General features: G+C 44.1%; 31 protein-coding genes. 10 read left to right on the forward strand and 21 right to left on the reverse strand.

Annotated elements, in window-relative coordinates:
• Positions 1–153: 153 nt before the first annotated feature.
• Positions 154–726, forward strand: coding sequence for an REP-associated tyrosine transposase (locus QUA74_RS09160; protein WP_333327205.1), 573 nt, complete (start codon positions 154–156; stop codon positions 724–726).
• Between the two features lie 120 nt (positions 727–846).
• Entirely contained in the window at positions 847–1,923 is a 1,077-nt protein-coding gene (locus QUA74_RS09165; protein ID WP_333327207.1) for a methyltransferase, read from the forward strand.
• 346 nt (positions 1,924–2,269) lie between these two features.
• Here QUA74_RS09165 and QUA74_RS09170 read toward each other — a convergent pair whose 3' ends face one another.
• Genes QUA74_RS09170 through QUA74_RS09185 form a run of 4 tightly spaced genes read right to left on the reverse strand, consistent with a single transcriptional unit; the run spans position 2,270 to position 4,540 of the window.
• A complete protein-coding gene (locus QUA74_RS09170; protein WP_333327208.1) occupies positions 2,270–2,863 on the reverse strand; it encodes a CPBP family intramembrane glutamic endopeptidase in 594 nt (197 codons plus the stop codon).
• A 46-nt stretch (positions 2,864–2,909) separates the two neighbouring features.
• Entirely contained in the window at positions 2,910–3,977 is a 1,068-nt protein-coding gene (locus tag QUA74_RS09175; protein WP_333327210.1) for a DUF3326 domain-containing protein, read from the reverse strand.
• A complete protein-coding gene (locus tag QUA74_RS09180) occupies positions 3,974–4,165 on the reverse strand; it encodes a hypothetical protein (RefSeq protein WP_333327212.1) in 192 nt (63 codons plus the stop codon). Before QUA74_RS09180 ends, QUA74_RS09175 begins: the two co-directional genes overlap by 4 nt.
• A gap of 57 nt (positions 4,166–4,222) precedes the next feature.
• The gene (locus tag QUA74_RS09185) at positions 4,223–4,540 is read right to left on the reverse strand and encodes a 2Fe-2S iron-sulfur cluster-binding protein (protein WP_333327214.1); all 318 of its coding nucleotides are present in this window, start codon (positions 4,538–4,540) and stop codon (positions 4,223–4,225) included.
• 524 nt (positions 4,541–5,064) lie between these two features.
• Between QUA74_RS09185 and QUA74_RS09190 the strand changes: the two genes are divergently transcribed.
• Positions 5,065–6,480, forward strand: a complete 1,416-nt coding sequence (locus tag QUA74_RS09190; protein ID WP_333327216.1) for an FAD-dependent monooxygenase — start codon at positions 5,065–5,067, stop codon at positions 6,478–6,480.
• 45 nt (positions 6,481–6,525) lie between these two features.
• Here the strand turns inward: QUA74_RS09190 and QUA74_RS09195 are convergent, their stop codons facing one another.
• From QUA74_RS09195 to QUA74_RS09225, 7 genes are all read right to left on the reverse strand, one after another.
• A complete protein-coding gene (locus QUA74_RS09195) occupies positions 6,526–7,707 on the reverse strand; it encodes a GTPase (RefSeq protein WP_333327218.1) in 1,182 nt (393 codons plus the stop codon).
• Between the two features lie 196 nt (positions 7,708–7,903).
• Positions 7,904–8,443 carry a Uma2 family endonuclease gene (locus tag QUA74_RS09200; protein ID WP_333327219.1) on the reverse strand — a complete coding sequence of 180 codons (540 nt, stop codon included), beginning with the start codon at positions 8,441–8,443 and terminating at the stop codon, positions 7,904–7,906.
• A gap of 55 nt (positions 8,444–8,498) precedes the next feature.
• On the reverse strand, positions 8,499–8,882 hold the full coding sequence (locus QUA74_RS09205; protein ID WP_333327220.1) for a hypothetical protein: 384 nt from the start codon (positions 8,880–8,882) through the stop codon (positions 8,499–8,501).
• An 11-nt stretch (positions 8,883–8,893) separates the two neighbouring features.
• The gene (locus QUA74_RS09210) at positions 8,894–9,328 is read right to left on the reverse strand and encodes a CdiA C-terminal domain-containing protein (RefSeq protein WP_333327222.1); all 435 of its coding nucleotides are present in this window, start codon (positions 9,326–9,328) and stop codon (positions 8,894–8,896) included.
• A gap of 73 nt (positions 9,329–9,401) precedes the next feature.
• On the reverse strand, positions 9,402–9,671 hold the full coding sequence (locus QUA74_RS09215) for a MafI family immunity protein (protein WP_333327224.1): 270 nt from the start codon (positions 9,669–9,671) through the stop codon (positions 9,402–9,404).
• 325 nt (positions 9,672–9,996) lie between these two features.
• On the reverse strand, positions 9,997–11,262 hold the full coding sequence (locus tag QUA74_RS09220) for a restriction endonuclease PLD domain-containing protein (protein WP_333327226.1): 1,266 nt from the start codon (positions 11,260–11,262) through the stop codon (positions 9,997–9,999).
• Between the two features lie 451 nt (positions 11,263–11,713).
• A complete protein-coding gene (locus tag QUA74_RS09225) occupies positions 11,714–12,157 on the reverse strand; it encodes a hypothetical protein (RefSeq protein ID WP_333327228.1) in 444 nt (147 codons plus the stop codon).
• Positions 12,158–12,348: 191 nt separating this feature from the next.
• On the opposite strand from QUA74_RS09225, the gene QUA74_RS09230 reads away from it, so the two are divergent.
• Both QUA74_RS09230 and QUA74_RS09235 read left to right on the forward strand, forming a co-directional pair.
• Entirely contained in the window at positions 12,349–12,561 is a 213-nt protein-coding gene (locus QUA74_RS09230) for a helix-turn-helix domain-containing protein (RefSeq protein WP_006631112.1), read from the forward strand.
• A gap of 57 nt (positions 12,562–12,618) precedes the next feature.
• Positions 12,619–12,831: a helix-turn-helix transcriptional regulator gene (locus tag QUA74_RS09235; protein WP_332958465.1), complete on the forward strand. Its 213-nt coding sequence runs from the start codon at positions 12,619–12,621 to the stop codon at positions 12,829–12,831.
• A 38-nt stretch (positions 12,832–12,869) separates the two neighbouring features.
• On the opposite strand, the gene QUA74_RS09240 is transcribed toward QUA74_RS09235, so the two are convergent.
• A complete protein-coding gene (locus QUA74_RS09240; RefSeq protein WP_333327230.1) occupies positions 12,870–13,238 on the reverse strand; it encodes a hypothetical protein in 369 nt (122 codons plus the stop codon).
• 108 nt (positions 13,239–13,346) lie between these two features.
• Here QUA74_RS09240 and QUA74_RS09245 point away from each other — a divergent pair, with 108 nt between their 5' ends.
• Together QUA74_RS09245 and QUA74_RS09250 are read left to right on the forward strand one after the other, a co-directional pair.
• Complete coding sequence (locus tag QUA74_RS09245; protein ID WP_333054534.1) at positions 13,347–13,583, forward strand: DUF4160 domain-containing protein; 237 nt, start codon at positions 13,347–13,349, stop codon at positions 13,581–13,583.
• Complete coding sequence (locus QUA74_RS09250) at positions 13,564–13,872, forward strand: DUF2442 domain-containing protein (RefSeq protein ID WP_333318916.1); 309 nt, start codon at positions 13,564–13,566, stop codon at positions 13,870–13,872. The genes QUA74_RS09245 and QUA74_RS09250 overlap by 20 nt, the downstream gene beginning before the upstream one ends.
• 213 nt (positions 13,873–14,085) lie before the next feature.
• Here QUA74_RS09250 and QUA74_RS09255 read toward each other — a convergent pair whose 3' ends face one another.
• The 9 genes from QUA74_RS09255 to QUA74_RS09295 all read right to left on the reverse strand — a co-directional run bounded on the left by QUA74_RS09255 (position 14,086) and on the right by QUA74_RS09295 (position 21,056).
• Complete coding sequence (locus QUA74_RS09255; RefSeq protein WP_006631110.1) at positions 14,086–15,036, reverse strand: F0F1 ATP synthase subunit gamma; 951 nt, start codon at positions 15,034–15,036, stop codon at positions 14,086–14,088.
• 129 nt (positions 15,037–15,165) lie between these two features.
• On the reverse strand, positions 15,166–16,683 hold the full coding sequence (gene atpA / locus QUA74_RS09260; RefSeq protein ID WP_333327232.1) for a F0F1 ATP synthase subunit alpha: 1,518 nt from the start codon (positions 16,681–16,683) through the stop codon (positions 15,166–15,168).
• 191 nt (positions 16,684–16,874) lie between these two features.
• Positions 16,875–17,420: an ATP synthase F1 subunit delta gene (gene atpH / locus QUA74_RS09265; protein ID WP_333327234.1), complete on the reverse strand. Its 546-nt coding sequence runs from the start codon at positions 17,418–17,420 to the stop codon at positions 16,875–16,877.
• A gap of 3 nt (positions 17,421–17,423) precedes the next feature.
• Positions 17,424–17,951 (reverse strand): F0F1 ATP synthase subunit B, encoded by a 528-nt coding sequence (locus tag QUA74_RS09270; protein WP_333327237.1) that lies wholly within the window; start codon positions 17,949–17,951, stop codon positions 17,424–17,426.
• An 87-nt stretch (positions 17,952–18,038) separates the two neighbouring features.
• The gene (locus tag QUA74_RS09275; protein ID WP_006631106.1) at positions 18,039–18,524 is read right to left on the reverse strand and encodes a F0F1 ATP synthase subunit B'; all 486 of its coding nucleotides are present in this window, start codon (positions 18,522–18,524) and stop codon (positions 18,039–18,041) included.
• Between the two features lie 97 nt (positions 18,525–18,621).
• Positions 18,622–18,867 (reverse strand): ATP synthase F0 subunit C, encoded by a 246-nt coding sequence (atpE, locus tag QUA74_RS09280; protein ID WP_242717122.1) that lies wholly within the window; start codon positions 18,865–18,867, stop codon positions 18,622–18,624.
• A gap of 128 nt (positions 18,868–18,995) precedes the next feature.
• On the reverse strand, positions 18,996–19,751 hold the full coding sequence (atpB, locus tag QUA74_RS09285) for a F0F1 ATP synthase subunit A (RefSeq protein WP_333048367.1): 756 nt from the start codon (positions 19,749–19,751) through the stop codon (positions 18,996–18,998).
• 55 nt (positions 19,752–19,806) lie between these two features.
• Positions 19,807–20,268 (reverse strand): ATP synthase subunit I, encoded by a 462-nt coding sequence (locus QUA74_RS09290; RefSeq protein ID WP_333102792.1) that lies wholly within the window; start codon positions 20,266–20,268, stop codon positions 19,807–19,809.
• Positions 20,269–20,606: 338 nt separating this feature from the next.
• Complete coding sequence (locus QUA74_RS09295) at positions 20,607–21,056, reverse strand: nitrate reductase associated protein (protein WP_333327239.1); 450 nt, start codon at positions 21,054–21,056, stop codon at positions 20,607–20,609.
• Positions 21,057–21,242: 186 nt separating this feature from the next.
• Between QUA74_RS09295 and moaA the strand changes: the two genes are divergently transcribed.
• The 3 genes from moaA to QUA74_RS09310 form a co-directional block, all read left to right on the forward strand.
• The gene (gene moaA / locus QUA74_RS09300; RefSeq protein ID WP_333327241.1) at positions 21,243–22,232 is read left to right on the forward strand and encodes a GTP 3',8-cyclase MoaA; all 990 of its coding nucleotides are present in this window, start codon (positions 21,243–21,245) and stop codon (positions 22,230–22,232) included.
• Between the two features lie 359 nt (positions 22,233–22,591).
• Positions 22,592–23,071, forward strand: a complete 480-nt coding sequence (locus tag QUA74_RS09305; RefSeq protein WP_333327243.1) for a hypothetical protein — start codon at positions 22,592–22,594, stop codon at positions 23,069–23,071.
• A 1-nt stretch (position 23,072) separates the two neighbouring features.
• Positions 23,073–23,525 (forward strand): DUF7689 domain-containing protein (locus QUA74_RS09310; RefSeq protein ID WP_333327245.1); only part of this gene is annotated, 453 nt, incomplete at its 3' end.

Here is a 23,525-nt window from a genome sequence, read left to right on the forward strand (position 1 = left end):
ACTTTTTCAAGAGGGCTAAAGCCCAACTACTTACTTTTTCAAGAGGGCTAAAGCCCAACTACTTACTTTTTCAAGAGGGCTAAAGCCCAACTACTTACTATTAAAAGAGGGCTAAAGCCCCACTACTTACTTTTTATGTATGAATATCGTAAATTGACACTAGAAGAACGGGTGCAACTTGTTAATCAAAGGTTGGCTAAGGGATATCCTGCTCATTCTCCACCTCATCCAGTGCAAGATTCTGAATTTTACCATCTTACAGTTAGTTGTTTTGAGCATAAATCTCGCATTAATACTCAGGAACGCCGTCAGCAACTTTTAGATATAATTTTTGATACTTTTCTTTCAAATGGTATAGAAATTAATGCTTGGGTAGTTTTACCAAATCATTATCATCTCTTAGTACATCATATTAATATGTCACAATTAAGTGTACTCTTTCGTTCCATTCACGGCCCGTTAGCTCGACAATGGAATCTTGAGGAGAATCTTACAGGTAAAGTGTGGCATTCGTTTAGCGATCGCGCTATTCGTTCGGAAAGACATTATTATACAACTATTAATTATATCCATTACAATCCTGTCAAACATGGCTGGGCAAAATCTCCTTATGATTGGTCAGCGAGTAGCTTACATTCGTATTTAGAGTATCATGGAAGAGAGTGGCTAAGAAGTGCATGGGTAGAATATCCGGTAAGAGATTATGGAAAAGGATGGGATGATTAAGGTACGTAGTTACGGTGGGGCGTATTAAGGGGTAAGTAGTTGGGCTTGGGCCCTCTTAAAAGGTAAGTAGTTGTGGTTGAACCCTAAGAGGGCTAAAGCCCAACTACGTACCTAGAACTTATGCAGTGTAATAATTATAAACTTTCAGTCACAGGACAACTCATGGCTTTATATTCAGATAATACTCAGCTAAACAGCGAAAATTCATCGTCATTGCTACTAGAAATGATGTATGGCTTTAAAATATCTCAGGCTGTTTTTGTAGCGGCTAAACTGGGACTTGCAGATATTCTGAGTGACAGTTCTAAGACTGCTGATGAAATTGCAAAAGCTGCTGGTGTAAATTCTCATGGTATTTATCACCTGATGCGTATGCTAGTAAGCGTTGGTGTGTTTTCTCTGAAAGATAATGACAAGTTTTGCTTAAATTCTCTGGGAAAACATCTCCTGACTGGTACTTCTGATTCTTTACGAGGTACGGTTTTGGGAATGGGTGACGAACTATATCAGGGATGGGGGAATTTACTCTACGGTATAAAGACTGGAGAAACTCCATTTGAACATACTTTTAAGACTAATCTTTATAGCTATTTAAAGCAGAATTCTGATGCGGCAGTAAATTTTAATGAGTGGATGAAGGAGACAACAAGGGAGTGGCTGCTTCCGGTGCTTGAAGCTTATGATTTTTCAGACGTTAAGACACTTGTGGATGTTGGAGGGGGAATTGGAACCCTAACGGCTGTGATGCTGAATGCGAATCCCAAGCTACAAGCGATTTTGTTCGATCGCGAAGATGTTGTTGTCGATGCAAATCCGGTTTTGGAAGAAGCTGGAGTTGCAGATAGGTGTCAAATAGTTGGAGGCAGCTTTTTTGAGGCGGTTCCCCCTACTGGCGATCTTTACTTACTCTCTCGTGTCCTTCTCAATTGGGACGATGCTCATGCTATTACAATTCTTAAAAATTGCTATCAAGCTATGACAGCTAAAGATCGGCTGATGATTGTTGATTTTATGTTGCCTGAAGGCAAAATGTCGCCATTTATTGGCATGGGTAGCTTAACTTTGTTCATTCTGGGGGGTACTTTCATGCGGACAAAGGATGAATTTTATAATTTACTTTCCTCCGCAGGGTTTAAAGTGACTAATATGATAGAAACAAAAGGGCCAGTAAGTGTGATCGAGGCTAAACCTGCTTGACATTCCCCGGTCTAAAAACACTGAGATTATTCTGGTGTAGGATTCCTATTGCTCAATTAATCTCTATCCTCTTATAGCAATTCTGAAAAATTCTGCAACAATAACAAAAGTAGGTTGGGTTGCACTTCGTTCAACCCAACCTCATGACTGTAGGAATATTTTTCATAATTCCTATTATCGGGAGTTGAACAAATTGTGAGTCCAAACAGAGCATCGAACTTGCTATGTGTCAGGCAAATACCTCACCATTATGTTGCAGCCAAGCGAAAAAACGATCGCACTGTTAAAGTGCGATCGCCTTGCTAGCGATTTCAATCGCCCGCTTGATGGTCGATATCCATCTATCCTACCGCTTCACCGCATTGTGTTCCCACTTCCAAACACAGCTAGAAATCAAATTCGTGCAGATATGAGCGGTAATTGGCACTAACAAATTCCCAGTAGCTAAAACGCTGTAACCCAACAGCAATCCGACAGCCGTTGCCCAAACAGCATAAGGCCACTGATCCATGCCTCCCAAGTGCAGAATACCGAAACAAAAACTCGATAAAACTAAACTGGTAACATTCAATCCTAAAGCAGACAGCATCACGCCTCGAAACAGCAATTCTTCGCTAAGTCCCGGCAGCAGTCCCAGCCAAATCAAATCCGGCCAAAACAAAGGTTTGAGCACTACTTCCAAGTAAACGTCTGCACTCCGGCGATAACCCGGCCAGAGATGATAAACGATCGCACTTCCGCCTGTAATTGCCAGTCCGATCGCACATCCGTTGAGCAAGTCGATTCCTATCAATTTGACTGGCAAAAGCGATACCGATCCAAATAGCAACCACAATTTAGCTACCGCCAGCAACATAATTGCTGTCACGCCCATTGCTACTAAAACTTGGGTGCGCGTCAAGGGTTCAATTTCAGGGTTCTCGGGAATTTTTTCTGCCACTTAATCACTTTTAGATTTGAGGTTTGAGATTTTAGATTTGTTGGGTTTAGTCAGACAAACAACGCAGGGAGGAGATGTCTGCACCCAAGGAAACTGGACTGATGCCGGCTCGCAAAGCCACCAAAACTCCGATCGCCTCTAAATATGAGTTTACCTGCAAAGCTTTGATTCCGAGTTTTTCTGGAGTCGCCTGCATCTGGGTTTTGTTGTCGCCCACAGCGATGATTTGTACGGACGATCGCGCACTCAAACTCAGAATAGCACTGCCGCCGCAGGCTGTGGCGGGTATCACCACCGCATCGACTCGATCGGCGGTAATTGATAATTGATTGTGCTGCTGGCTTTCTGGCGCTACCAATTGGGGAGCTTTGCTGAGGCCTGCAAGCACGCAAGGTAGGAAAGTATAGCCGATTTCCTCAGCAGCCGATCGCGGGGACAGGTGCGGATCGAGGGGAAGCGCAGACAACGCGGGGGCGTGGGCGCAGGGGATTTTAAACGTCCTGACGATGAGGTGGCTGATGACAGCTTCCGCACCGGCGAGGGGGTCAACTCCTTTGCCGCGGCGGTAGTTTTCGAGGGCGAGGCTGCCTTCATCGTCGGGAAATCTGGCTACAACTGCGATCGCCTCTACTCTTGCTTGTTCGATCAATTTTTCGGCGGCGCGCAATAAACTGTCTGGATTGCCGATCGTCCCCCAGGATGCCCCTGATTCGGAAATACGCAATTCTACTTGCAGAGGGCGATCGGTTAAAACACAATCAGTTATATTCAAGCCCAATGTAGCTCTCGCTGCATCAGCCGCTTGCAAGTGGCGCAACTGCAAGTCTGGTTCGATCGCGGAATCTAGGATTAAGCCGATGCGATTTTGATGTACCGGTTGCAGTCCCCAGCATCCGGCAGCAAATTTGTCAAGGGCATAACCTTCAACGTAGAGAGCGTTAGGTATCGGCCAATAAAGTTGAGCGCCGTTGAGGACGTTGGGGTGAGTGATTAGGGTGTCTGAAATTTGGGCGATCGCCCTAGCCACGGGCAGCGCATCTCCTGCAAAGCCCCCAATCGAGGCTCCAACGCCTGTGGGGACTATCAAAACCACTGTCAAAGGGCGGGGGTTCACGATGTTGCGGGGGATGCTTCGACGAGCACGTAGCCTTCTACCACAGCCTTTTGCCGATCGACATCCACGTCTGTGACGGCCCACCGCAGGGGTTCGCCGTACTTTTGCAGTTCAATTTCAATAGCCGAGTGCAGTTGCTCGGGGGTCTCGTGGAGGTCAACTTCTGCGGAAATGAAATGGGTGGTCATCGGGCGATCCATAGTGGTTTTACGGAGATCGGTACTTAGGTCAATTTTAGCTTAGTCCTAGGATTTACCGAACTGGCGATCATACACAATGTCTTCTTTTTCGGTTTCTATCTTCAAGTTCGATCGGGGATAAGCAACACACAGCAACACATAACCTTCTGCCTGAAGATCCGGACTAACGCCCATGCAATCAACTTGATCAACTTGACCCTCAATAATTTTAGCAGCGCAAGTAGTACAAACCCCCGCATTGCAAGAGCTCGGCAACTCAATGCCCGCAGCGTTTGCCGCCCGCAGAATTTGTTTATCTTCAGGCACTTCTACGGTATAGGTTCTGCCTTGGTGGATCAATTCAACACTGTAAGTCTTAGACATATTTCAATTATTGGTTTTAATTCCCCAATTGGAATTTACGCTAAATTTGCAAACAAAGCAATTAGAATTTTACCGCTGTTGGTGATTTTGTGCAAATTTACGACAATTTTTTTATTACTAACCTTTTTTATTAAATTACTCAGCAAATAATCGCCACGGTGTCAAGTCTTTAGTGGGAAAAAATTAGATTTTTTTAAAGTTTTATATGGCCGGCTATTGATGACAGTATTTTTTCAAGCACTAACTAGCTCTACCACAAAAGGTATAAGATCAGTAAGTACGAGTGGAGGACTCCTGAGATGTCGGCTCCTTTATGCCCATAGCTCACTCAGAAAAAAGACCGAACGCTTGGGAAAGTGAGTTAGTGATCGTGGTATGCCAGCACGGCTTAGGCAGCGCGCTTCGATTCTAACGATCTTTTTCCACTACTCTCGGTAACTTAATCCCAAGTTAGATATTTGCAGTCAGTTTTCAGACCTGCGACTAGAAGACGGTTTAATTGTATTTATAGGAGAAATGAAATAATGACAAATTTAACTTTGGGTCGTCATGCGGTGGTGATTGGCGGGAGTATTGCCGGACTGCTTAGTGCTCGGATTTTGACTGATTATTTTGAGCAGGTGACACTCATTGAACGAGATTGTTTTCCTCTTCAAGCAGAACCCCGCAGGGGCATTCCTCAAGGCACTCAACTGCACATTTTGCTGACCCGAGGCCGTCAAATTATCGAAGAGTTGTTTCCGGGCTTGGAAGCAGAACTCATTGCTCAAGGAGCGGTCACTGTGGATATGGCAGGCGATGTGGAATGGCTCAATCCTTTTGGCTGGACTGCTCGTTTCCCCTCTGGATTTACAGTGCTCTCTTTCAGTCGGTGCATTTTGGATTGGTTGATTTACCGCCGGTTAGCGGGAACCAACCAGCTTCATTTCCTGGAGGAAAGCTATGTCACTGGGCTCATTTCAACTCCTGATGGAACGAGCATTGCTGGAGTGAAAGTCCGGCAGCGCCAGCAAACCGGAGAGACTCAAGAGCAGACCTTAGTAGCTGATTTGGTGGTGGATGCAAGCGGGTTTAATTCGCAAGCCCCCAAATGGCTGAAAGCATTGGGCTATGAAGCACCAAAGGAAACATTGATTACAACTGGCATGGGATACGCCGGCCGCGTCTACGAGATTCCTGCGGGATTTGAATCCGATTGGAAAGGCGTGTACCTGCAAGCGGCTCCACCCGAACGAACTTCAATGGCTATCCTGTACCCGATTGAAAATAACCGTTGGCTTCTGGGATTCTGTGCCACTGCACCCCACCGCCTCCCAAAAGATGAAACTGCCCTTTTGGATGCGCTCCAGCAGTTACCCAGCCCTATGATTTACAACGCTCTCAAGCAGGCCAAACCTTGTACGCCGATCGAAATTTACTATCCTCCAGGCAATCGGTTATGCCACTACGAAACTCTGAAGCGACAACCCGAAAGGTTTTTGGTTTTAGGAGATGCTGTTTGTTCGTTCACGCCAATTTACGGTCAAGGCATGACCGTAGCCGCATTGGGGGTGAAGACCTTAGATGCCTGTTTGCAAAACATTGTCGGACAACCCTCACCCAGCCTAACTGGATTAGCAAAAACATTTCAGAAACGACTGGCACAGATCAATGCAGGGCCTTGGATTGCCTCTACGACTCAAGATGCTAAATACCCCAGCTTTCGAGGCCCTATTAAGGGTTCCAGCGTCCTAAACAAGTTCATGGGATGGTATATGAACCAAGTCATTCATTTAACCGTTCGCGACACTCAAACTACACTCAGTTTGTTTGAAGTGTTCCATATGCTGAAATCTCCTGGCACGCTGTTTCAACCTCGAATTTTGTTGCAGGTCTTAAAGCAGGTGCTGGCAGGTCGATCGAACTCAAATCAAGTTCAGAAGTCATTGACTCCTTTGTAAGACCAACTCTTACAAATTACCACTCACCTATTCCCACTTACAAATTTACTCAATATTAATTTGATTAGGGGGCTTAGGTTGATTCGGTTTGTCATCCTTCAAAGTTTTACGCCCCGAACTAGCATAATCCTTATAAAAATCCACAAACATCTTGGTTAACTGCTGCAAAGAAAGTTGTTCCCCATTAATTTGAGCTTTCATATAAGCTTTAAGCACTTCAATGTAAGCCAAACCGAGGGCAAGCGTGAGAGTTGCCGCCGTTGCACCGGAGATAGCACCGCCGACAACAGTACCCGCACCAGGAATCATTTTAATCAAATTAGTAACAATACTTCTGCCGACAGCAGTAACCCCGCCAGCGCCGCTAATAGCAGACAGCATCGCCGAAATAAACCCTTTGTCAAAGGGCATTCCAAAAATGACTGTAATATTAGCAATCATTGCCGTTTGCATCGTCATCAAAATCGGCGCATCAGCAAACGGTACAGGAGTCGCACCGACAATGGCAGAACCTGCAACATAAGCACTTAGATACTTAAATGCCATATCGGATTTGAGCGCAATATTAGCAATTTGTTCTTTAACAAAAGCTTTTTTAGCTACTTCCGGCAGCAGTTGAAAAGTTGCATCTACCAACTTATCTAAACCGTGAGATTTTACTGTATAATCCTCATCTATTTCTTCCGGCTCAGCCATGACGGGGATGATTTGACTGACTGGTAAATTCATGTGTTCCAGTTGCTTGAAAAACTCGCCCGGCTTTTTAGATGTCGTCTGAGTCAGCACTAAAAGAACTGGTACATCTTTGACTTCCATTTCTTTTAGCCAACTTTCCTCCACAGATTCTATTCTATTGGCGCTGTGATTGATGCAGTACCAGATGACGTGAATGTGTTCTTTTGGGTGCAGGAGTCTTTGGTCTTCAATCAGTTTAGCAACGTTTAATTGAATAACTTTAATTTGTTCGGCGTTGAGTTCGAGTCCGGGAGTATCGTAGACTGTAATTGGGCAATTCGGTTTGGTATATTGGCGAATGCCTTGAGTTATGGGGCGGCCGACTCCGGTTTCTGCTAAGCGTTGGCGAAAAACGGAATTTATTAGGGTACTTTTGCCAACACCGGTTTTGCCGATGACTAAAACATTGCACTGTCCCACTTGGTCTTCTGCGTCTTTGAAGGCGTAGTAACTTCTATTTAAAAGCTCGTCTAAGGAAAAGTCGTCTGACATGGCGGTTTGCTCCGATAAGGGTGGGATATTAATTCAATACCACCGAATAGAATTCCGATGCTCTACAAACGAAGTCCGCGAAGGCGGACTGGGGGAGTATTAAGAATATTGTAGCAATTTGATTTCAGAACTGGTGCAACGGATAGAGCAGAGTTTTGTGTCGCGTGCTGCTAAATGAAAGGTTGTAGAATTTAGTTTAAGCTAGCAATCGATCGACATCGATGCTAAAACCGATCAGGATTTGTTGGGTGCTGGCGGTATCGCCGGATCTAAATGTCAATATTTGATTTTGAGTTATCACGAATATTAAACGACTTTCGGGAAAAACTAACCAAACTTCCTCACAGCTAGATTCTAAATATTCCTGTGCTTTGAGAAAGACATCTTCAGCAATATCGGTGGGTGAAACTATTTCGGCAATTAGGGGGAAACTTTGGGGTAAAGTGGCAAGATTGCCAAATTGTGCAACTAATTCGGGTGTGAGATAAGCGACATCGGGGCGGCGAATTTGTCGGTTGGTGCGGCAAGGAACCTCGACATAAGCCTCTCCACCTTGTCCGCTAGAATTTTTGTAATTTGCCCAAGCACAACCCAGGCTTGATTGAATTTTACCATGCTTGAGCGTGGCTCCATTTTTCTCCACGAGTTGTCCGTCCACCCATTCCATCTGGTCGGGGGGATGAGCCATGAACTCTTCTAGAGTAAAATGCTTCTGTGCGGCAGTAGCAGTGACCATAGTCATTTCCTCGTTTTTACAAATCGGTTTCAGAACTTGCCTGTATGATGTTCGATCAAACCTTCACCAATGGCGCAAACTCCTCTAACTTCACTTGTAAGTCATCCACCAGCATTAAACGATACCTTTCGGTAGTTTTCAACTTGTGGAGAACATAACTAGCAAACTCATTTCGCCACTTTTTTCTATCAAGTTCATTCGAGATCTTCAGCGCTCTGATTGATAGGTTGTAAGGGTATTCTTCAAAGTTGAGCTCTTTATCATTTTCAAAATCATGCTTTCCTACTGTAAGAGTGATTGTTGAGTCACGAAACTCATACCAGTGGTCAATGCCATCAGAAACCAGCTCTAATTTAAGAGCCAATATAAACTCTAATTCTTTGATTAAATGTTCGATGTCCTGTGGAAAGTCTACAAAAATATCTAGTGTGCGAGACATAAAAACCTCCTTTATTGAAACTCCGTAAAAGTGATGTCATAGCTATCGCCAATAATTCTGACGCTATCAATTTTCCCGCGTGTAATATTTTTGGCCCTCTGCAAACCTCGTTCAGCCTCAGCTTCTATCAACCCAGATGCCCTAGCATCTATAATTATATCCCTAGCCTGTCCGCCTCGTCTAATCGAATTGTTGATCTGATTTTTTACTGTCGCGCTTGTAGCACCGGCATCTAGACTTTTGAATTCAGTGCGTTTTCCATCTACCTCAGCATCGGGATTTCTACCTCCATCGGTTTTTTCTACCAAGGCTTTAACATTTTTTCCCTGTCTTTCTAGAAATTCAGCAATCGCTCTTTCGGTTTCACCAAAAGCTCTTTCTGATTCATCAATACTGCCACAATTAGCCGAATTTTGCTCAGGGGTTTGGTTAGTCCCGTTATTCACTATTTTTGGTTCCTTCTCTCTTGATAAACTTGGGTTTGAGTGAAATTAGCTTTACGGGATGAAATGAACCGAATTATGCAGGAGTTACCTGGACTTTTAACATTTCCCCAGTTTCTCCTTCCATGTTCAAGATATTTCCCACTTCTTGCAATAGTTCATAAGCCTTTAAATCTACGGTAATTTCTTCTTCAATGAGAATATCGCACAAAGTCTCTAACGCTAAATTCCACTCGCCCGCATGAATATCTGAAACCATAAATTCTCTTTGAGTCTCTGACTGTTGTGGTTTGATGATGTTAATGACTTGATGGAGTTTACTTTCTACAACTTTATAGTCAAACATTGATATTATTCCTGACAACATTTCTAGGGATTTTGGGGCTTCCGTAGTTGGTATGCTAAATTGTTAGCTTGGTTTGGCTGAAATTCTACTGTATGGGACTTCAATGAGATCGCAGCTACTCCTGACAAGAAATTTAGGTTAGAGAATAACCCAACCCTTTTCTATGCAAGGGTTTAAACATAATTTTCAGATAAATTAGCATGACTTTGTACCGAAGAACCCTTTTGTAACAAGTCTGCTATTACTATTATGACCGATAAAGACGATGATTTTATCCCATAACATTGTAAAATTAAGTGGGTATTGAGAACACAATGATGGCACATTAAATGAATTGACGGAGTAATTCTAGCTCTTCCTTCATTTTAATGGGATCGCCAATTTGTAATATTCTGTCAATTTCTAATTGCATCTTATTCTTACCTTTTTTTAGCCCTTTTTGATAATTCCGATCTTTGATCATGTCCTGATATTCCTTAACTTTTTTTTCAAAAATATTTAGAGTTGCATATTCTAATTCAGGGTATTTATCCCTTGCCATATATCCCTCATACTCTTCCTCAGCTCTTTTTATCTTTTCATACTCTTCTTTGTTATCATCAAGGATTTCACGAATATCATCATAATAAAAAGCCGCCACATTAAACTTGAATCTTATAAAATATCCTTGTGTCGGTTGTTTGTCATCCTCGTAATCCATGATTTTAACAATTTCAAATATCTTTTTTTCCGTTAGCAATAGGCATAAAGAACCTTTTGGAAAATTCTTTTTCGCTTGCTCTATAGTTATGTGTGACGAGTGAAAACAACTTATTTTCTCACTATCATTAAGGAGATTAGTTCCCTTGTCAATAAGAACACTATCAGTCAAGACACCTAGTTCAATGAATTTACCCTTTGGCGGCGGTGCTTGATCTTGACCCTCGTTAGATTCTGCTTCATTTTGATTTTCAGGAGACTCTTCATTATAGTTATTAATTTTTTCTTCAAATTCCTTAATTCTTTTTCCCCATGAATTATATTGATCGTTCTTGTACTTGTTAATTATTTCTTCCCATAAATCATATTCATTAGAATCAATATATATCTTAGACAAACGAGCAATTAATGTTTTTGTTAAGTTGAAGTTGACGATACTAATACATAATTCTCCCTGACATTCAAGACCAGCCTTGGTTAGATTAGATGACCCTATGATCGAAACACCTATCTGAATGTCAGCTTTTATCTTGTTCCGATTCCGACCTAAAAAACAATAGGCTTTGATATGAAAGTTATTCTTAGGGCATATAAACTGAACAGATTTATTCTTAAGTTGTTTTGATTTTTCTGATTCGATAAAATTTAATAATTTTTTAATATTTTTAATCTCATTAAAGAAGTCTTTGCCGCCGATGGCAATCACAACTTTCGCATTTTCTGTTAAAGAATTGTGTAAGAGAATTTGTTTTACTTTTTCCACTCCATCATCATCAATAAAAGCAGAAAAAATATAAATTTCACTCCAATAAAATTGTTTGGAATCTTCTAATAAAATATTGATTTTATTTTCTAAGTTTTCTTCATTGTCGCACAAAAACTGATAATTCATCGTAAATACCTCCAATTAATTGATATAAAAATTTTTAGGTAAGATATAAACCACAACTTGATTATCTTCCCTAAAACTGCGCGCTCGCACCTAATAAAGTTGACTAAAAACATAATCAACCAACTCAATCAAAGCCTACTGCGACTCCGACGGCGGGAACCCACCAAACGCATAACCGCAGACTGAGCGGACTTAGCCTGTAATTCCCGCGATCGCCTGGGATGTTTGAAAGGTTACTCATGGGCTTAACAAGGGATAGAGAGGGAAACGCATGGAGAAATTATAACTGTTGCAGTCGAGCTTGAACCAATTTTTGAATATTTGTGGCAGAGATCGGATTTATGAGAGTTACGCACAGCAAAGAAACCGGGTTTTTCACTTAGTTAAAGGCTGGGATGCCGTATTTTCGCAAAAAAAACCGGTTTCTAATCACCCGTGTTTTAGTCATAATTTAAAAATGTTGCAGCAGAGATTTTTCTTGGGCGTAAACCTTTCGCAGCGACTCCAGCCCGATCGCCCCCAACATCAATTTAATCACCCCCACCATTTCCCCCCACTCCAACAATTCAGAAACATAAACAGCTTTCTGAAATCTATCCGCATAGAAATCTACCCAAAAATCCGGCGCGTTTCTCTCTTTCTGACTCGCCCAACGGCGCTTCCAATAACCAAAATCTAAACCAGAGGGCGATTCCACTCCCAAAACAGGCGGAAAGTCGGCATAACTCACAAACCGACTCATGCCTTTGGCGTGCACGTACAGGATATGCGCCCAACACTCGAAGCGATATATTTGTTCTACCTTGATTTTCAGCAGCCACGCGATCGCCTCTTTCGTCACAAACCGGCTCAATCTGTGTCTGGGGGTTGATTTTGGTCGAAAGCTTGCTAACATGGTTGATACATCCCACTTGATGGGAATTTTCAATGGTTGATACATCCCACTTGATGGGAATTTCAGATGGTTAATAAATCCCAGTTGATGGGATTTGAACTTTGATAGGCGATCGTCTTTAAGTTTTCCAGACGTTGGGGCGATCGCTTTTTACGATATTTTTATTAAAAACTAAATCTAGTTTTTTGTCAATGGGTTTAATTAGATTGCGGGTTAAAGAATTTGCTGCTGAGAAAGGCTGGACGATCAAAGAGGTTTCTGAGCGATCGGGAGTCATTTACAGCACACTCACCACCTATTCACGTTCTCCGGGAATGGCAATGGTTGATTTTACTTGTCTGCTGAAGTTGGCACGTACTTTTGACGTGATGGTGGAAGATTTGGTTGAGGTCGTCAAAGAGTAGTCGATCGCTTTTTACAGTACAATCGAATGACTTATCTCAATCACATCTCAAGAGCTTATGGGCTTAATTAAGTTGCGGGTTCGAGAATTTGCTGCCGAGAAAGGCTGGACTCTAAAAGAGGTTTCTGAGCGATCGGGCGTAGTCTACAGTACGCTCAGAACCTATGCCCGATCGCCCGGATTAGCAACAGTTGACGTGACAGCCTTGCATAAGTTGGCAAGGACTTTTGATTTGTCGATCGAAGATTTGTATGAGATTGTGCAGGAATAGGCGATCGCTTTTACAGACTAATTATCCAGTCAATAATATTACTCGACAGTTGCTAGCATCTGATTGACAGACTCACCCCGTTGTAGCGCTTCCCAATCAGATGTAACAGGTTGGTAAGAACAGTAACACACCACAATTCGCTCCTCAGTATCGGAAGCAGAAAACTGCTGAACGCGAGTAACTACCCAATCTCCATCTTTCCCGTGGGTGACTCCATTACCGGGGTCAGATATATTTTCATAATCGCGGGTTTTGTCCCCTACTTGAGGAATTTCTGGGTTTTCTTCCCAAGTCCAATTTTCCCAAAGTATATTAGTGAGACAGCCCCTCGGCATAAGCTGACGTTCTTCCCAGCCCGGAGCACTCATGCTTTCGGTTTTGTAGACAATCCAAATTTTTTTTGCCATTTTTTTAAAGACGATCGCACAATCGCGTTCAATACTTCGACTATATCAGAGATGAAAGCTCGTGCATCGGTTAAAATAGAGAAGTCAATTTGTGATTAATAAGTCTGAATGCCTACGTTACTCCGAGTCGGCCCATACCGTTTCTTCTGCTATGCGGGCGATCGGGATGAACCACCCCACGTTCACGTTGAGCGCGATCGAGAAGAAGCTAAGTTTTGGCTTAGTCCAGTTCGCCTTCAAAATAATAAAGGCTTCAATCGTACAGAAATCAATGGCATTCAGAAACTTGTTGAAGAACATCAACAGCAATTATTAGCAGGTTGGAATGACTTCTTTAATGGTTGAGTTGCTAGAAATCCCCCAAGCACAAAACGTAGTTGTTACAGACGACGCGCTAACAGTCGATCTATCCGATGGTCGTACTATTTCTGTTCCTTTAGCCTGGTATCCTCGGCTATTGCATAGCACACCAAACGAACGCAATAATTGGCGATTTATTGGTGGAAATGATGGAATCCACTGGCCTGATATTGACGAAGACATTAGCATCAAAAATATTATTCTCGGTAAACCATCGGGAGAAAGTCAGAAGTCATTTCAGCGGTGGTTAGAGGAACGCGGGAAGATAGTCTAATAACAAATTCGGTGGCATCGGAATTGATATTACCCAGAGTCAGGACACGGCAGTGCCGTTTCCCTACAATTAATCGGTGATGGTTACATCCGAGCGAGAAAGATTGATTATTTTGGGTAGGGAAACGGCATTGCCGTGTCCTCCTTTGCTTAAAAAAAACGCCTGAGTTCCCTCAGACGCATACCATAAAATCAACAAATTGTCAATCCTAACCTAACCATTTAAAGCCTCAGCACCGCCGCAAACTTCCAGGATTTCCTGAGTAATTGCCGCTTGCCGCGCCTTGTTATAAGTCAGCGTCAAACTACCGATCAAATCGCTAGCATTCTCACTAGCATTATTCATCGCCGTCATCCGCGCAGCCAACTCGCTAGCAGCAGACTCTTGCAAAGCCCGCAGCAATTGGTTGTTCAAATACAAGGGCAAAAGAGCCTCCAGAATTTGCGCCGGATCTTGCTCGAAAATCATGTCCCTGGGCAAACTCTTCGTAGGTGAAGCAACCTTCTCCCGCGATACTTGAAACTGTCCGCCTTGCGATGTCAAGCGGAAGATTTCATCATCGGGAGTTTCCAAACCTTGGGGGTCGAGGGGCAGCAAGGTTTGAATTACCGGACGCGAACTAATTAGTGACACAAACTTAGTGTAAATTAGCTCAACTCTGTCCACAGTTCCCGACAGGAACAAGGAAAGCAATTCGTCAGCAATTTGTGCCGCTTCCGGTGCTGTGGGAATTTGTTCTAAGTTAGCGTAAGTAGCATCGATCGGCTGTTCGCGGCGCTGGAAATACTGAGTAGCTTTGCGTCCTACCAACACGTATTTGTAGTCTAAGCCTTCCGCTTTGATTTCCTTAGCGCGATTTTCGGCGTATCTGATGATGTTGCTGTTGTAGCCGCCGCACAAACCCCGATCGCCCGAAACTACCAACAGTCCCACCGATCGCACTTCGCGTTTTTTCAGCAGCGGCAAATCCAGGTTTTCAAACTGCAAGCGTTCCGCCAAACCGTATAATACCTCTGCCAGTCGATCGGCAAAAGGTCGAGTAGCAGTCACCTGTTCTTGAGCGCGGCGCACCTTTGCAGCGGCCACCAAGCGCATTGCTTCTGTAATCTTTTTAGTGTTCTTGACCGACTTAATGCGATCGCGAATAGTTTTCAGATTTGCCATAATTTTCTCCTTAGTCCCTTGCCCGCATCTTTTTAATTAAAACCGCGAATAAACGCAGATAAACGCAGATGAACTTCCGATAATCTGCGTTTATCCGCGTTCATCTGCGGTTCAAAATTCCAACTCGATTTACGCAGAAACCAAGAAAGTTTGCTTGTATTCTGCGATACCTTCTTTCAGCAGCTTCTCAGCTTCATCAGTCAAGGCCTTTCCGCCTTGAACAATTTCGCCGTACTTCGGCTTGCTAGTCCGCAAATAGTCGCGCAAACCAACAGTAAACTTGGTGACTTTTTCCACAGGAATGTCATCCATATAGCCGTTAATACCGGCATAGATTACAGCCACTTGTTCGTTCATCGGCAGAGGCGAACTTTGGGGCTGTTTCAACAGTTCCCGCAAGCGCTGACCGCGCGACAATTGATTCTGAGTAGCTTTATCCAAGTCAGAAGCAAACTGAGAAAATGCTGCCAGTTCTTCAAACTGCGCCAATTCCAGTTTCACCTTACCGGCTACTTTTTTCATAGCCTTAGTTTGAGCCGCCGAACCTACCCGCGATACCGAGATACCGGGGTTTACTGCCGGACGCAAACCAGCGTTAAACAAGTCAGAAGAAAGGAAGATTTGACCGTCGGTAATCGAAATTACGTTCGTCGGAATGTAAGCAGAAACGTCACCAGCTTGGGTTTCGATAATTGGCAAAGCAGTCATGCTGCCTTCGCCCAAATCGTCGCTCAATTTAGCAGCGCGTTCTAGCAAGCGAGAGTGCAGGTAAAACACGTCTCCGGGATAAGCTTCGCGACCGGGAGGACGGCGCAGCAACAAGGACATTTGGCGGTAAGCTTGTGCTTGTTTGGAAAGGTCATCGTAAATGACCAAAGTGTGCTTGCCTTTGTACATGAAATACTCGGCTAAGCTAGCACCTGTGTAGGGAGCCAAGTATTGCAGGGTTGCGGGGTCGCTAGCGTTGGCTGCTACTACGATCGTGTAGTCCATCGCGCCCTTTTCTTGCAGGACGTTGACGATGTTAGCTACTGTAGAAGCTTTTTGACCGATCGCCACATAGACGCAGATCACGTTTTCCGATTTTTGGTTAATAATCGTGTCGATCGCGATCGCAGTTTTACCGGTTTGTCTGTCACCGATAATCAGTTCCCGCTGTCCTCTTCCCACCGGAATCATCGCATCAATAGCGGTAATTCCTGTTTGCATGGGTTCGTAAACAGAACGGCGAGAAACAATCCCCGGTGCCGGAGATTCAATCAAGCGAGATTCAGTAGTTTTAATTTCTCCTTTGCCGTCAATCGGACGGGCCAAAGCATCAACTACCCGTCCCAACATTGCTTCACCCACGGGGACTTCAGCAATTCTGCCAGTAGCAGTAACTGCCGAACCTTCTTGAATGCCGAGGCCTTGGCCCATCAACACTGCACCCACGTTATCTTGTTCGAGGTTCAGTGCAATGCCCACGGTGCCGTCGGCAAATTCTAGCAATTCCCCAGACATGGCTTTATCCAAGCCATAAATCCGGGCAATGCCGTCGCCTACTTGCAGAACAGTACCGACGTTAGAGACTTTTACATCTTGGTCGTACTGCTCAATTTGCTGGCGAATAATGCTGCTAATTTCGTCAGGTCTGATTGCTGCCATGTTAGTTATTATGTGTCAGTTGTCAGTTGTTAGTTGTCTGTCGATGTTTTCGGCAAGAAAGAATAGGGATTTGGTAGTAAGAATTTGGGACTAACAGCTCAAAAACAGAAATTAATTTATTCCTGCTTCCTGTGTGATTCTTCCTTCTTCCTTTTTCCTGCTTCCTTCTTCCTTCCTCCTGCTTCCTTAAATCAGGAATTCAAGCGAAGTCCCAGACGGCGCAATTGTCCCCGCAGGCTGGCATCAATTACTTGAGAGCCTACTTTGATTACCACACCGCCGATTAAATCTGCGTCTATTTTGGTTTCAATTTCTACTTGACTAGCGCTGGTCATCGCCTGCACTTTCTCGCGAACAGTCTGCTGTTGAGCGTCTGAAAGCGGGACTGCCGATGTAACTTCAGCCAATACTGTTTGGTTGAGTTCTCGGAGCCTTGCCAAGTATTGTTTGCCAATTCCTTCTAAAAAAAGAATCCTTCCTTTGTCTACTAAAAGCTTCAGAAAGCTGTGCATCAAGGGGTTCATTTCTTCACCCGCTATTTGCTGAATCACGGCTTTTTTAGCATCCGGTTTGATCAGCGGATTGGCTAAAAATTGACGCAAGTCTTCCGAACCTTCTAGCAGGCTCAGTAAGGAACGAATGTCTTCGCCGAACTTCTCTGAGAGATTGTTGGACTGAGCCAGTGACATCAAGGCAGATGCGTAAGGCTGTAAGACTTCTGTGTTGACTTTACTCACGTTTTAGTCTCCCACTAACGCAATGCTGCGATCGATTAATTGGTGTTGAGCGCTGTCGTCCAAGCTAGTTTTTAGCTGGCTTTCCACCTTTGCTAATGCCAGAGATACAACCGCCGATCGCAGTTGGGCGATCGCTCTTTCCCGCTCCGCTTCCAACTCTTGACCTGCTGTTGCTCTCATGCGTTCAACGTCTTGCGCTGCCTGAGCTAGAATTGCTTCTTTTGCTTTCTTGGCAGTTTCTTCAGCAGCGGCACGAATTCGTTCCGCTTCTGCTTGCGCTTGAGTCAATTTTTGCTGTTGCTCTGCTAGAGCTGCTGCTGCATCTTTTTGGCGTTTTTCTGCTTCTTGAATCGCCTCTTGGATGGCCGAACGCCTCTCTGTCAGGATTTTACCTACAAATCCGCGCCCGAAATAAAACAGCACTGCAATAATAATGACCAGGTTAATCAGGTTGGTTTCTAAAATATCGAAATTTAAACCGAAACCACCTTCGCCGCTAGCTTCTGTGGCTAGCAATAAAACAGTCCCCATGATACTCTTCCATAATTGCGCGTGCAGATTGGGTGAAGCGATTTTAGATTTGAGATTCCATCAAAAATCTAAAACTCTTCGGTCTCGCTATTTGGCCAGCGACTGCCCTAATAGCTTTTCGAGAATTTGGCCGCTGAGCGCGTCTACTTGTTGTTCTAGTGAGCGCATTGCTTCTTGCTTTTGCTGCTCTATTTCTTGCCCAGCCTTTTCTCGCGCGACTTGAGCTTCTTGTTGAGCCTCAGCTACTTTTGCTGCCCCAATTTTTTGGGCATCAGCTTGAGCAGCAGCAATTACTGATTGAGACTGTTTGCGAGTTTCTCCCAGTTTTTGCTCGTACTGCTGCGCTAGTTGCTGAGCTTTTGCCAAGCGTTCTTGGGCGGAGACTTGAGTGTTGCGAATGTAATCGGCGCGATCGTCAATTGACTTGCTGAGCGGCTTGTAAAAAATTACATTCAAGACTGCGACTAGAATTAAAAACTGCACCGCCATCAGAGGCAGCGTAGCATCTATATCAAACAGTCCCCCTTCCTTAGCCGCTTCTTCAACTGCTAGTAATACTGTCCAGTGCATCATGATTTTTTGACGGCTTCCATCTAATTCGCTTAATCGATTTTAGATTTGAGATTTTGGATTAGAATCGCCAAAACCTCAAATCTAAAATTTCAAATTATTATGCGAAGGGGTTGGCAAACAGCAGCACTAGGGCTACGACCAAACCGTAAATTGTGAGCGCTTCCATGAACGCCAAACTCAACAGCAAGGTGCCGCGAATTTTACCTTCTGCTTCCGGCTGACGGGCAATCCCTTCTACAGCCTGACCTGCTGCATTTCCTTGACCAATGCCAGGGCCGATTGCGGCTAAACCTACTGCCAAAGCGGCGGCAATTACGGAAGCGGCAGCAACTGTTGAGTCCATGATGATTTTCCTTATCTAAAGTACAAAATTGAGAACAGAAAGTCTACAGAATTGTCCGATTTAACGGGAGAAAGTTTGAGTTCAGAATTTTTCTTTTTCCTCCTTCATTTTTCACCGTTTATCGTTAGTTAATGGTGTTCTTCGCCGTGACCGCCTTCTAGAGCTTCACCTATGTAGGCTGCGGCTAAGGTTGCAAAAATCAAAGCTTGAATTGCACTCGTAAATAGTCCCAGAACCATCACTGGCAGAGGAACAAATAAAGGCACTAGCAACACTAGCACTCCGACCACCAATTCGTCCGCAAGAATGTTGCCAAACAAACGGAAACTTAGGGACAGAGGCTTAGTGAAATCTTCTATGATTTTGAACGGCAACATGAAAGGCACCGGTTCAACATAGTGGGCGAAATACCCCAAGCCGCTTTTGCTGAGACCTGCATAAAAATATGCTAGAGAAGTCAGCAGTGCAAATGCTACCGTCGTGTTGATGTCAGCGGTAGGAGCTCCCAATTCGCCTGATGGCAGCTTAATCAGCTTCCAAGGAATTAGAGCGCCAGACCAGTTTGACACAAAGATGAACAGAAATAATGTACCAATAAACGGTACCCAAGGGCGATATTCTTTTTCCCCAATTTGGTTTTTAGCCAAGTCCCGAATAAATTCCAGCGCATACTCCATAAAATTTTGCATTCCGCTGGGAATTCGCTGGATTTTGCTGGTTCCTAAAATCGAAACTACGACTAAAACAGCAATTACAAACCACGAGGTTAGAAAAACCTGTCCATGCACTTTCAGATTGCCGAGTTGCCAGTACAACTGCTGGCCAACTTCCAATTTGGCGAGGGGGAAACGATTAAAGGTGTTTAGAACGTCAAGCATTGCCATTCAACGGGCTTCCCCATACAAATCGATGAGTTGAGTTTTGCTCGAATTGCCTGACTTACCTGTAGTCTAGTGCTAATGCACTTCGGATCACGTAAACCATCAGCGCAGCTTTGTAAGTCAGAAATCCCAAAAATATCGGTAAAATCTGTAGCTGATTCCACTGTGTTCCTACTATCATCACCGCGAAAAACAGACCGAGCCTTGTCTTGCTGATGCGTTGATTTTGGCTGCCGATTCGTTCAACGTCTCTAGCCAACATCTTTAAGTAAACCACACCTGTGCTCGCCCCAAGCAAATAATTCAGGGCAATGTTGAGGGAGTAAAAAATCCAAACGGAGATAAAAATAATCGCCGTAAAAGCAAGGGTGTACGCCAACAACTCTTGTTGGAGGCGATAAAAGTCTTGCATGGGATTCGTTGTCTCGGACGAGACTGTCGAGACTGTTGAGACTGTGCCAGCTTGAGGAATATCCTCGGTTGCTGGTGTGGGTTCGGTGGGTGTGTTTTGCGTGTTCACGAAGCTCAGAAACTAATGCAGGTAGCAGGCGAGTGCTTTGCAAACTCAGAAAAATAATACCACGCTGCGGTAACAATACTTAAAATAAAATTAATCATATTTTCGGAATTTCGTGTCTGGCGCTTCGGAAACCTCAAGCTATCAAATGTCCGATCGACCTCACCCTATCTCACCCACCGCCCTACCGCACTTTTTTACACATTGTTCTCCTATTTCTCACTGAGTAAGCCTCACTTAGTGAGAAGCGACAGAGGACGATCGGGCAAATAGATGATCAGACTCTCCCTTCTCGGACTCTGCGCCCTCTGCGCCCTAGAAAAGTCAATTAAAACTTGAGCTCATTCAATAACCTTAAACTCTTGCAGCGCCGGGAGAAAGTTTTTATTCTCGTGGCTCGATCGACTAAGCTTAATCAAAGCAAATCGCTGTAGAGGCTGCAAACTCGCCCACTGTGCCAAAGAAATTGTCACGCCGAGCTCTTGCGCTTTTGCAGAAACAGACTCTGGTACAGTTGCAGCATCCATCCACGGGGGATTTTCATCAACCGCCAAATCAGTTCCCGGTTTGCCTGTCTGTTGAATTAATATTTGATTTAGCTTTTCTCGGTAATCAATAATTTCTGCTTCTGTCAAGCAAGGTAACTCTACAAGACTTTGCCGTTCTGCTTGGTTGAAATGATTCCAATCCTGCAACTTCAATTTAATGCCGCAAGTATCTAACTTGAGACGTACTTGCATCGGAATGCAGCGCAAAGCTTCCACAAAATCAGCTTCAAATTCAAAAAACATATATTTAGCAAGTTTATTTTAGTTGTGAATGAGATTTTTTTTATTAACCGCAGAGGGCGCAGAGGGCGCAGAGTAAGAGAGGAGGGGAAAGGTGAAAAGAAATTGATGCAGGTTTATTGCTCTCTATCAATAATTGCAGAAAATCGAGTCAGCATTTATAATTAAATAATATTACAAACTATTGACATGGATACCGTAGACTACCTTCGGATTAGCTTGATAGACCGCTGCAACTTCCGCTGTCTCTACTGTATGCCAGAAGGTAGCGAGTTGGACTATGTATTGCAGCAGCAGTTGTTAACTCACTCGGAATTGCTAACTCTGCTGCGGGAAGTTTTTATACCCGTGGGATTTACCAAGTTTCGCTTAACTGGAGGGGAACCGCTGCTGCGGCCTGGGGTGGTGGAATTGGTAAGGTCGATCGCCTCAATGCCCGAAACGCGAGATTTGTCAATGACAACTAATGGCTTTTTGTTGGCGGGAATGGCGGAAAATCTCTACAATGCTGGTTTGCGCCGGATTAATATTAGTTTGGATTCGCTGGAACCGGAGACTTTTGATAAGATAATTGGCAGTCGGGGACGATCGCGATGGACGCAGGTTTGGGAGGGAATTCAAGCGGCTTATCAAGCTGGATTCGACCCGCTGAAACTGAATGTTGTGGTAATTCCCGGTGTGAATGACAGCGAAATATTGGATTTGGCGGCGTTAACAATTAACCGGAATTGGCACGTTCGTTTTATTGAGTTTATGCCGATCGGCAATGGGGATTTATTTGGCGATAAAGGTTGGGTAGCTTCGGCAGAATTGCGGCAACAAATTAGCGACAAATACGGGTTAGCCGAGTCGGGAGTGCGCGGAAATGGGCCGGCGGATGTGTTTCAAATTCCGGGGGCGAAGGGCACTTTAGGATTTATCAGCCAAATGTCGGAGTGTTTTTGCGATCGCTGCAACCGGATGCGTTTGTCTGCTGACGGGTGGCTGCGGCCTTGTCTGCTGAACGAAACGGGGCAAATTGACTTAAAAACTGCTCTGCGTGGTGGGGTGTCTACAGTCGAATTGCGCGATCGAGTGCGGCACATATTAGAGATTAAACCGGAGATTAATTTCAAGCAGCGAGATTCGGGAACTACTCAAGGAAATTACAGCCGCACCATGTCTCAAATCGGCGGGTGATATCAATTCCGGTTACACTCCTTATGATAGAGAGGAGACGGCACTGCCCATAGGTGTCAACTTAACGCTAAACCCTTTCAGAGACTACTGTTTAACTATTAAGGCCAGATCCCCCCTAACCCCCCTTAAGAAGGGGGGGACAGGAGTCCGATCAAAGTCCCCCTTCTTAAGGGGGATTTAGGGGGATCTAGACTCAGGTAAAAACCAGATTTCTCAGGGCTTTCAGGCTTAAGTTGACATCAATGGGCACTGCCGTCTCCTAATTTTAGCTTGGGCAAAAATGGGCGATCGATCTTTGTCAACTCTGTATCGATAATTTATTTGCTACACTTAAGACATCATCCAATTTAGTAAGTCAGATGAACACCATCTCGATCGCCATTTCAGACCTGCTGATGCTGAAGCTACAAAAAGTTGCTGCTGAGATGAATGTATCGATCGAAGAATTAGTCTTGATGAACATTGAAAGCTCGATCGCGCAACGAGAAAATCCCGCAGCAAATACCGATCGAGATATTCGCAATCAAAATGCTGAAATTGCGATCGAGGTAATTGACAAATTTTATACTCTTGCTACGGAATGGCAGAGTGAAGTTGCGGGAATGTCTTCGACAGCTCAAATGTCTCAGCATCCTGCATATCAGGAAATTATTAATATGGGTTCTCAAGTCGTACCGCTGTTGCTATCGGAACTGAAAAAAAATCCCCTTTACTGGTTAGCTGCATTGAATGAAATTACGGGTGAAAATCCCATTAAACCGGAACAAAGGGGAAGGGTAAAACAGATGGCATCAGCTTGGATAGAGTGGGGTAAAGATCGAGGCTACGCGATTGAATAGAATGTATAGAAGACCAGAACTTGAAATTAAATGGCCGAACTTGTCTCGCACTGATTATCGAGTTACTAGCCAAAAGTCACAGGAATATAACTGTTTCGCGTGGGCTGCTGGTGAAGAAGATCGCTGGTGGCAACCGATACCTGGAGAGCAATTCTATTGGCCAGAAGGCGTGCCGCAAGAGGAGACTTTAGACGCATATATTCAGGCTTATCAAACACTGGGATATGAACTTTATAATGGCGATACATTAGAAGCTGGATATCATAAAATAGCAATATATGTTGACTCTAGCGGTATCCCAACTCATGCAGCCAGACAGTTACCTAATGGTAAGTGGACAAGTAAACTTGGATGGTTGGAAGATGTTGAACACGAATGGGAGCGTGTCACTTTTGCGATGAGTATAAATACTCGTGAACCCCAGCTTGACTTTTTTACTGATGATCAGTATATA

Origin of the sequence: Microcoleus sp. LAD1_D3 (genome assembly GCF_036702135.1) — a bacterium.
In the GTDB taxonomy this organism is placed as follows: domain Bacteria; phylum Cyanobacteriota; class Cyanobacteriia; order Cyanobacteriales; family Microcoleaceae; genus Microcoleus.

What these genes read in the sequence shown, in the direction of transcription:
- QUA74_RS09165 (WP_333327207.1), top strand. Translation starts at nt 847, where the DNA reads ATGCAGTGTAATAATTATAAACTTTCAGTCACAGGACAACTCATGGCT.
- QUA74_RS09180 (WP_333327212.1), bottom strand. Translation starts at nt 4,165, where the DNA reads ATGACCACCCATTTCATTTCCGCAGAAGTTGACCTCCACGAGACCCCC.
- QUA74_RS09185 (WP_333327214.1), bottom strand. Translation starts at nt 4,540, where the DNA reads ATGTCTAAGACTTACAGTGTTGAATTGATCCACCAAGGCAGAACCTAT.
- QUA74_RS09190 (WP_333327216.1), top strand. Translation starts at nt 5,065, where the DNA reads ATGACAAATTTAACTTTGGGTCGTCATGCGGTGGTGATTGGCGGGAGT.
- QUA74_RS09195 (WP_333327218.1), bottom strand. Translation starts at nt 7,707, where the DNA reads ATGTCAGACGACTTTTCCTTAGACGAGCTTTTAAATAGAAGTTACTAC.
- QUA74_RS09200 (WP_333327219.1), bottom strand. Translation starts at nt 8,443, where the DNA reads ATGGTCACTGCTACTGCCGCACAGAAGCATTTTACTCTAGAAGAGTTC.
- QUA74_RS09205 (WP_333327220.1), bottom strand. Translation starts at nt 8,882, where the DNA reads ATGTCTCGCACACTAGATATTTTTGTAGACTTTCCACAGGACATCGAA.
- QUA74_RS09215 (WP_333327224.1), bottom strand. Translation starts at nt 9,671, where the DNA reads ATGTTTGACTATAAAGTTGTAGAAAGTAAACTCCATCAAGTCATTAAC.
- QUA74_RS09220 (WP_333327226.1), bottom strand. Translation starts at nt 11,262, where the DNA reads ATGAATTATCAGTTTTTGTGCGACAATGAAGAAAACTTAGAAAATAAA.
- QUA74_RS09225 (WP_333327228.1), bottom strand. Translation starts at nt 12,157, where the DNA reads ATGTTAGCAAGCTTTCGACCAAAATCAACCCCCAGACACAGATTGAGC.
- QUA74_RS09230 (WP_006631112.1), top strand. Translation starts at nt 12,349, where the DNA reads ATGGGTTTAATTAGATTGCGGGTTAAAGAATTTGCTGCTGAGAAAGGC.
- QUA74_RS09235 (WP_332958465.1), top strand. Translation starts at nt 12,619, where the DNA reads ATGGGCTTAATTAAGTTGCGGGTTCGAGAATTTGCTGCCGAGAAAGGC.
- QUA74_RS09240 (WP_333327230.1), bottom strand. Translation starts at nt 13,238, where the DNA reads ATGGCAAAAAAAATTTGGATTGTCTACAAAACCGAAAGCATGAGTGCT.
- QUA74_RS09245 (WP_333054534.1), top strand. Translation starts at nt 13,347, where the DNA reads ATGCCTACGTTACTCCGAGTCGGCCCATACCGTTTCTTCTGCTATGCG.
- QUA74_RS09250 (WP_333318916.1), top strand. Translation starts at nt 13,564, where the DNA reads ATGACTTCTTTAATGGTTGAGTTGCTAGAAATCCCCCAAGCACAAAAC.
- QUA74_RS09255 (WP_006631110.1), bottom strand. Translation starts at nt 15,036, where the DNA reads ATGGCAAATCTGAAAACTATTCGCGATCGCATTAAGTCGGTCAAGAAC.
- atpA (WP_333327232.1), bottom strand. Translation starts at nt 16,683, where the DNA reads ATGGCAGCAATCAGACCTGACGAAATTAGCAGCATTATTCGCCAGCAA.
- QUA74_RS09270 (WP_333327237.1), bottom strand. Translation starts at nt 17,951, where the DNA reads ATGGGGACTGTTTTATTGCTAGCCACAGAAGCTAGCGGCGAAGGTGGT.
- QUA74_RS09275 (WP_006631106.1), bottom strand. Translation starts at nt 18,524, where the DNA reads ATGATGCACTGGACAGTATTACTAGCAGTTGAAGAAGCGGCTAAGGAA.
- atpE (WP_242717122.1), bottom strand. Translation starts at nt 18,867, where the DNA reads ATGGACTCAACAGTTGCTGCCGCTTCCGTAATTGCCGCCGCTTTGGCA.
- atpB (WP_333048367.1), bottom strand. Translation starts at nt 19,751, where the DNA reads ATGGCAATGCTTGACGTTCTAAACACCTTTAATCGTTTCCCCCTCGCC.
- QUA74_RS09295 (WP_333327239.1), bottom strand. Translation starts at nt 21,056, where the DNA reads ATGTTTTTTGAATTTGAAGCTGATTTTGTGGAAGCTTTGCGCTGCATT.
- moaA (WP_333327241.1), top strand. Translation starts at nt 21,243, where the DNA reads ATGGATACCGTAGACTACCTTCGGATTAGCTTGATAGACCGCTGCAAC.
- QUA74_RS09305 (WP_333327243.1), top strand. Translation starts at nt 22,592, where the DNA reads ATGAACACCATCTCGATCGCCATTTCAGACCTGCTGATGCTGAAGCTA.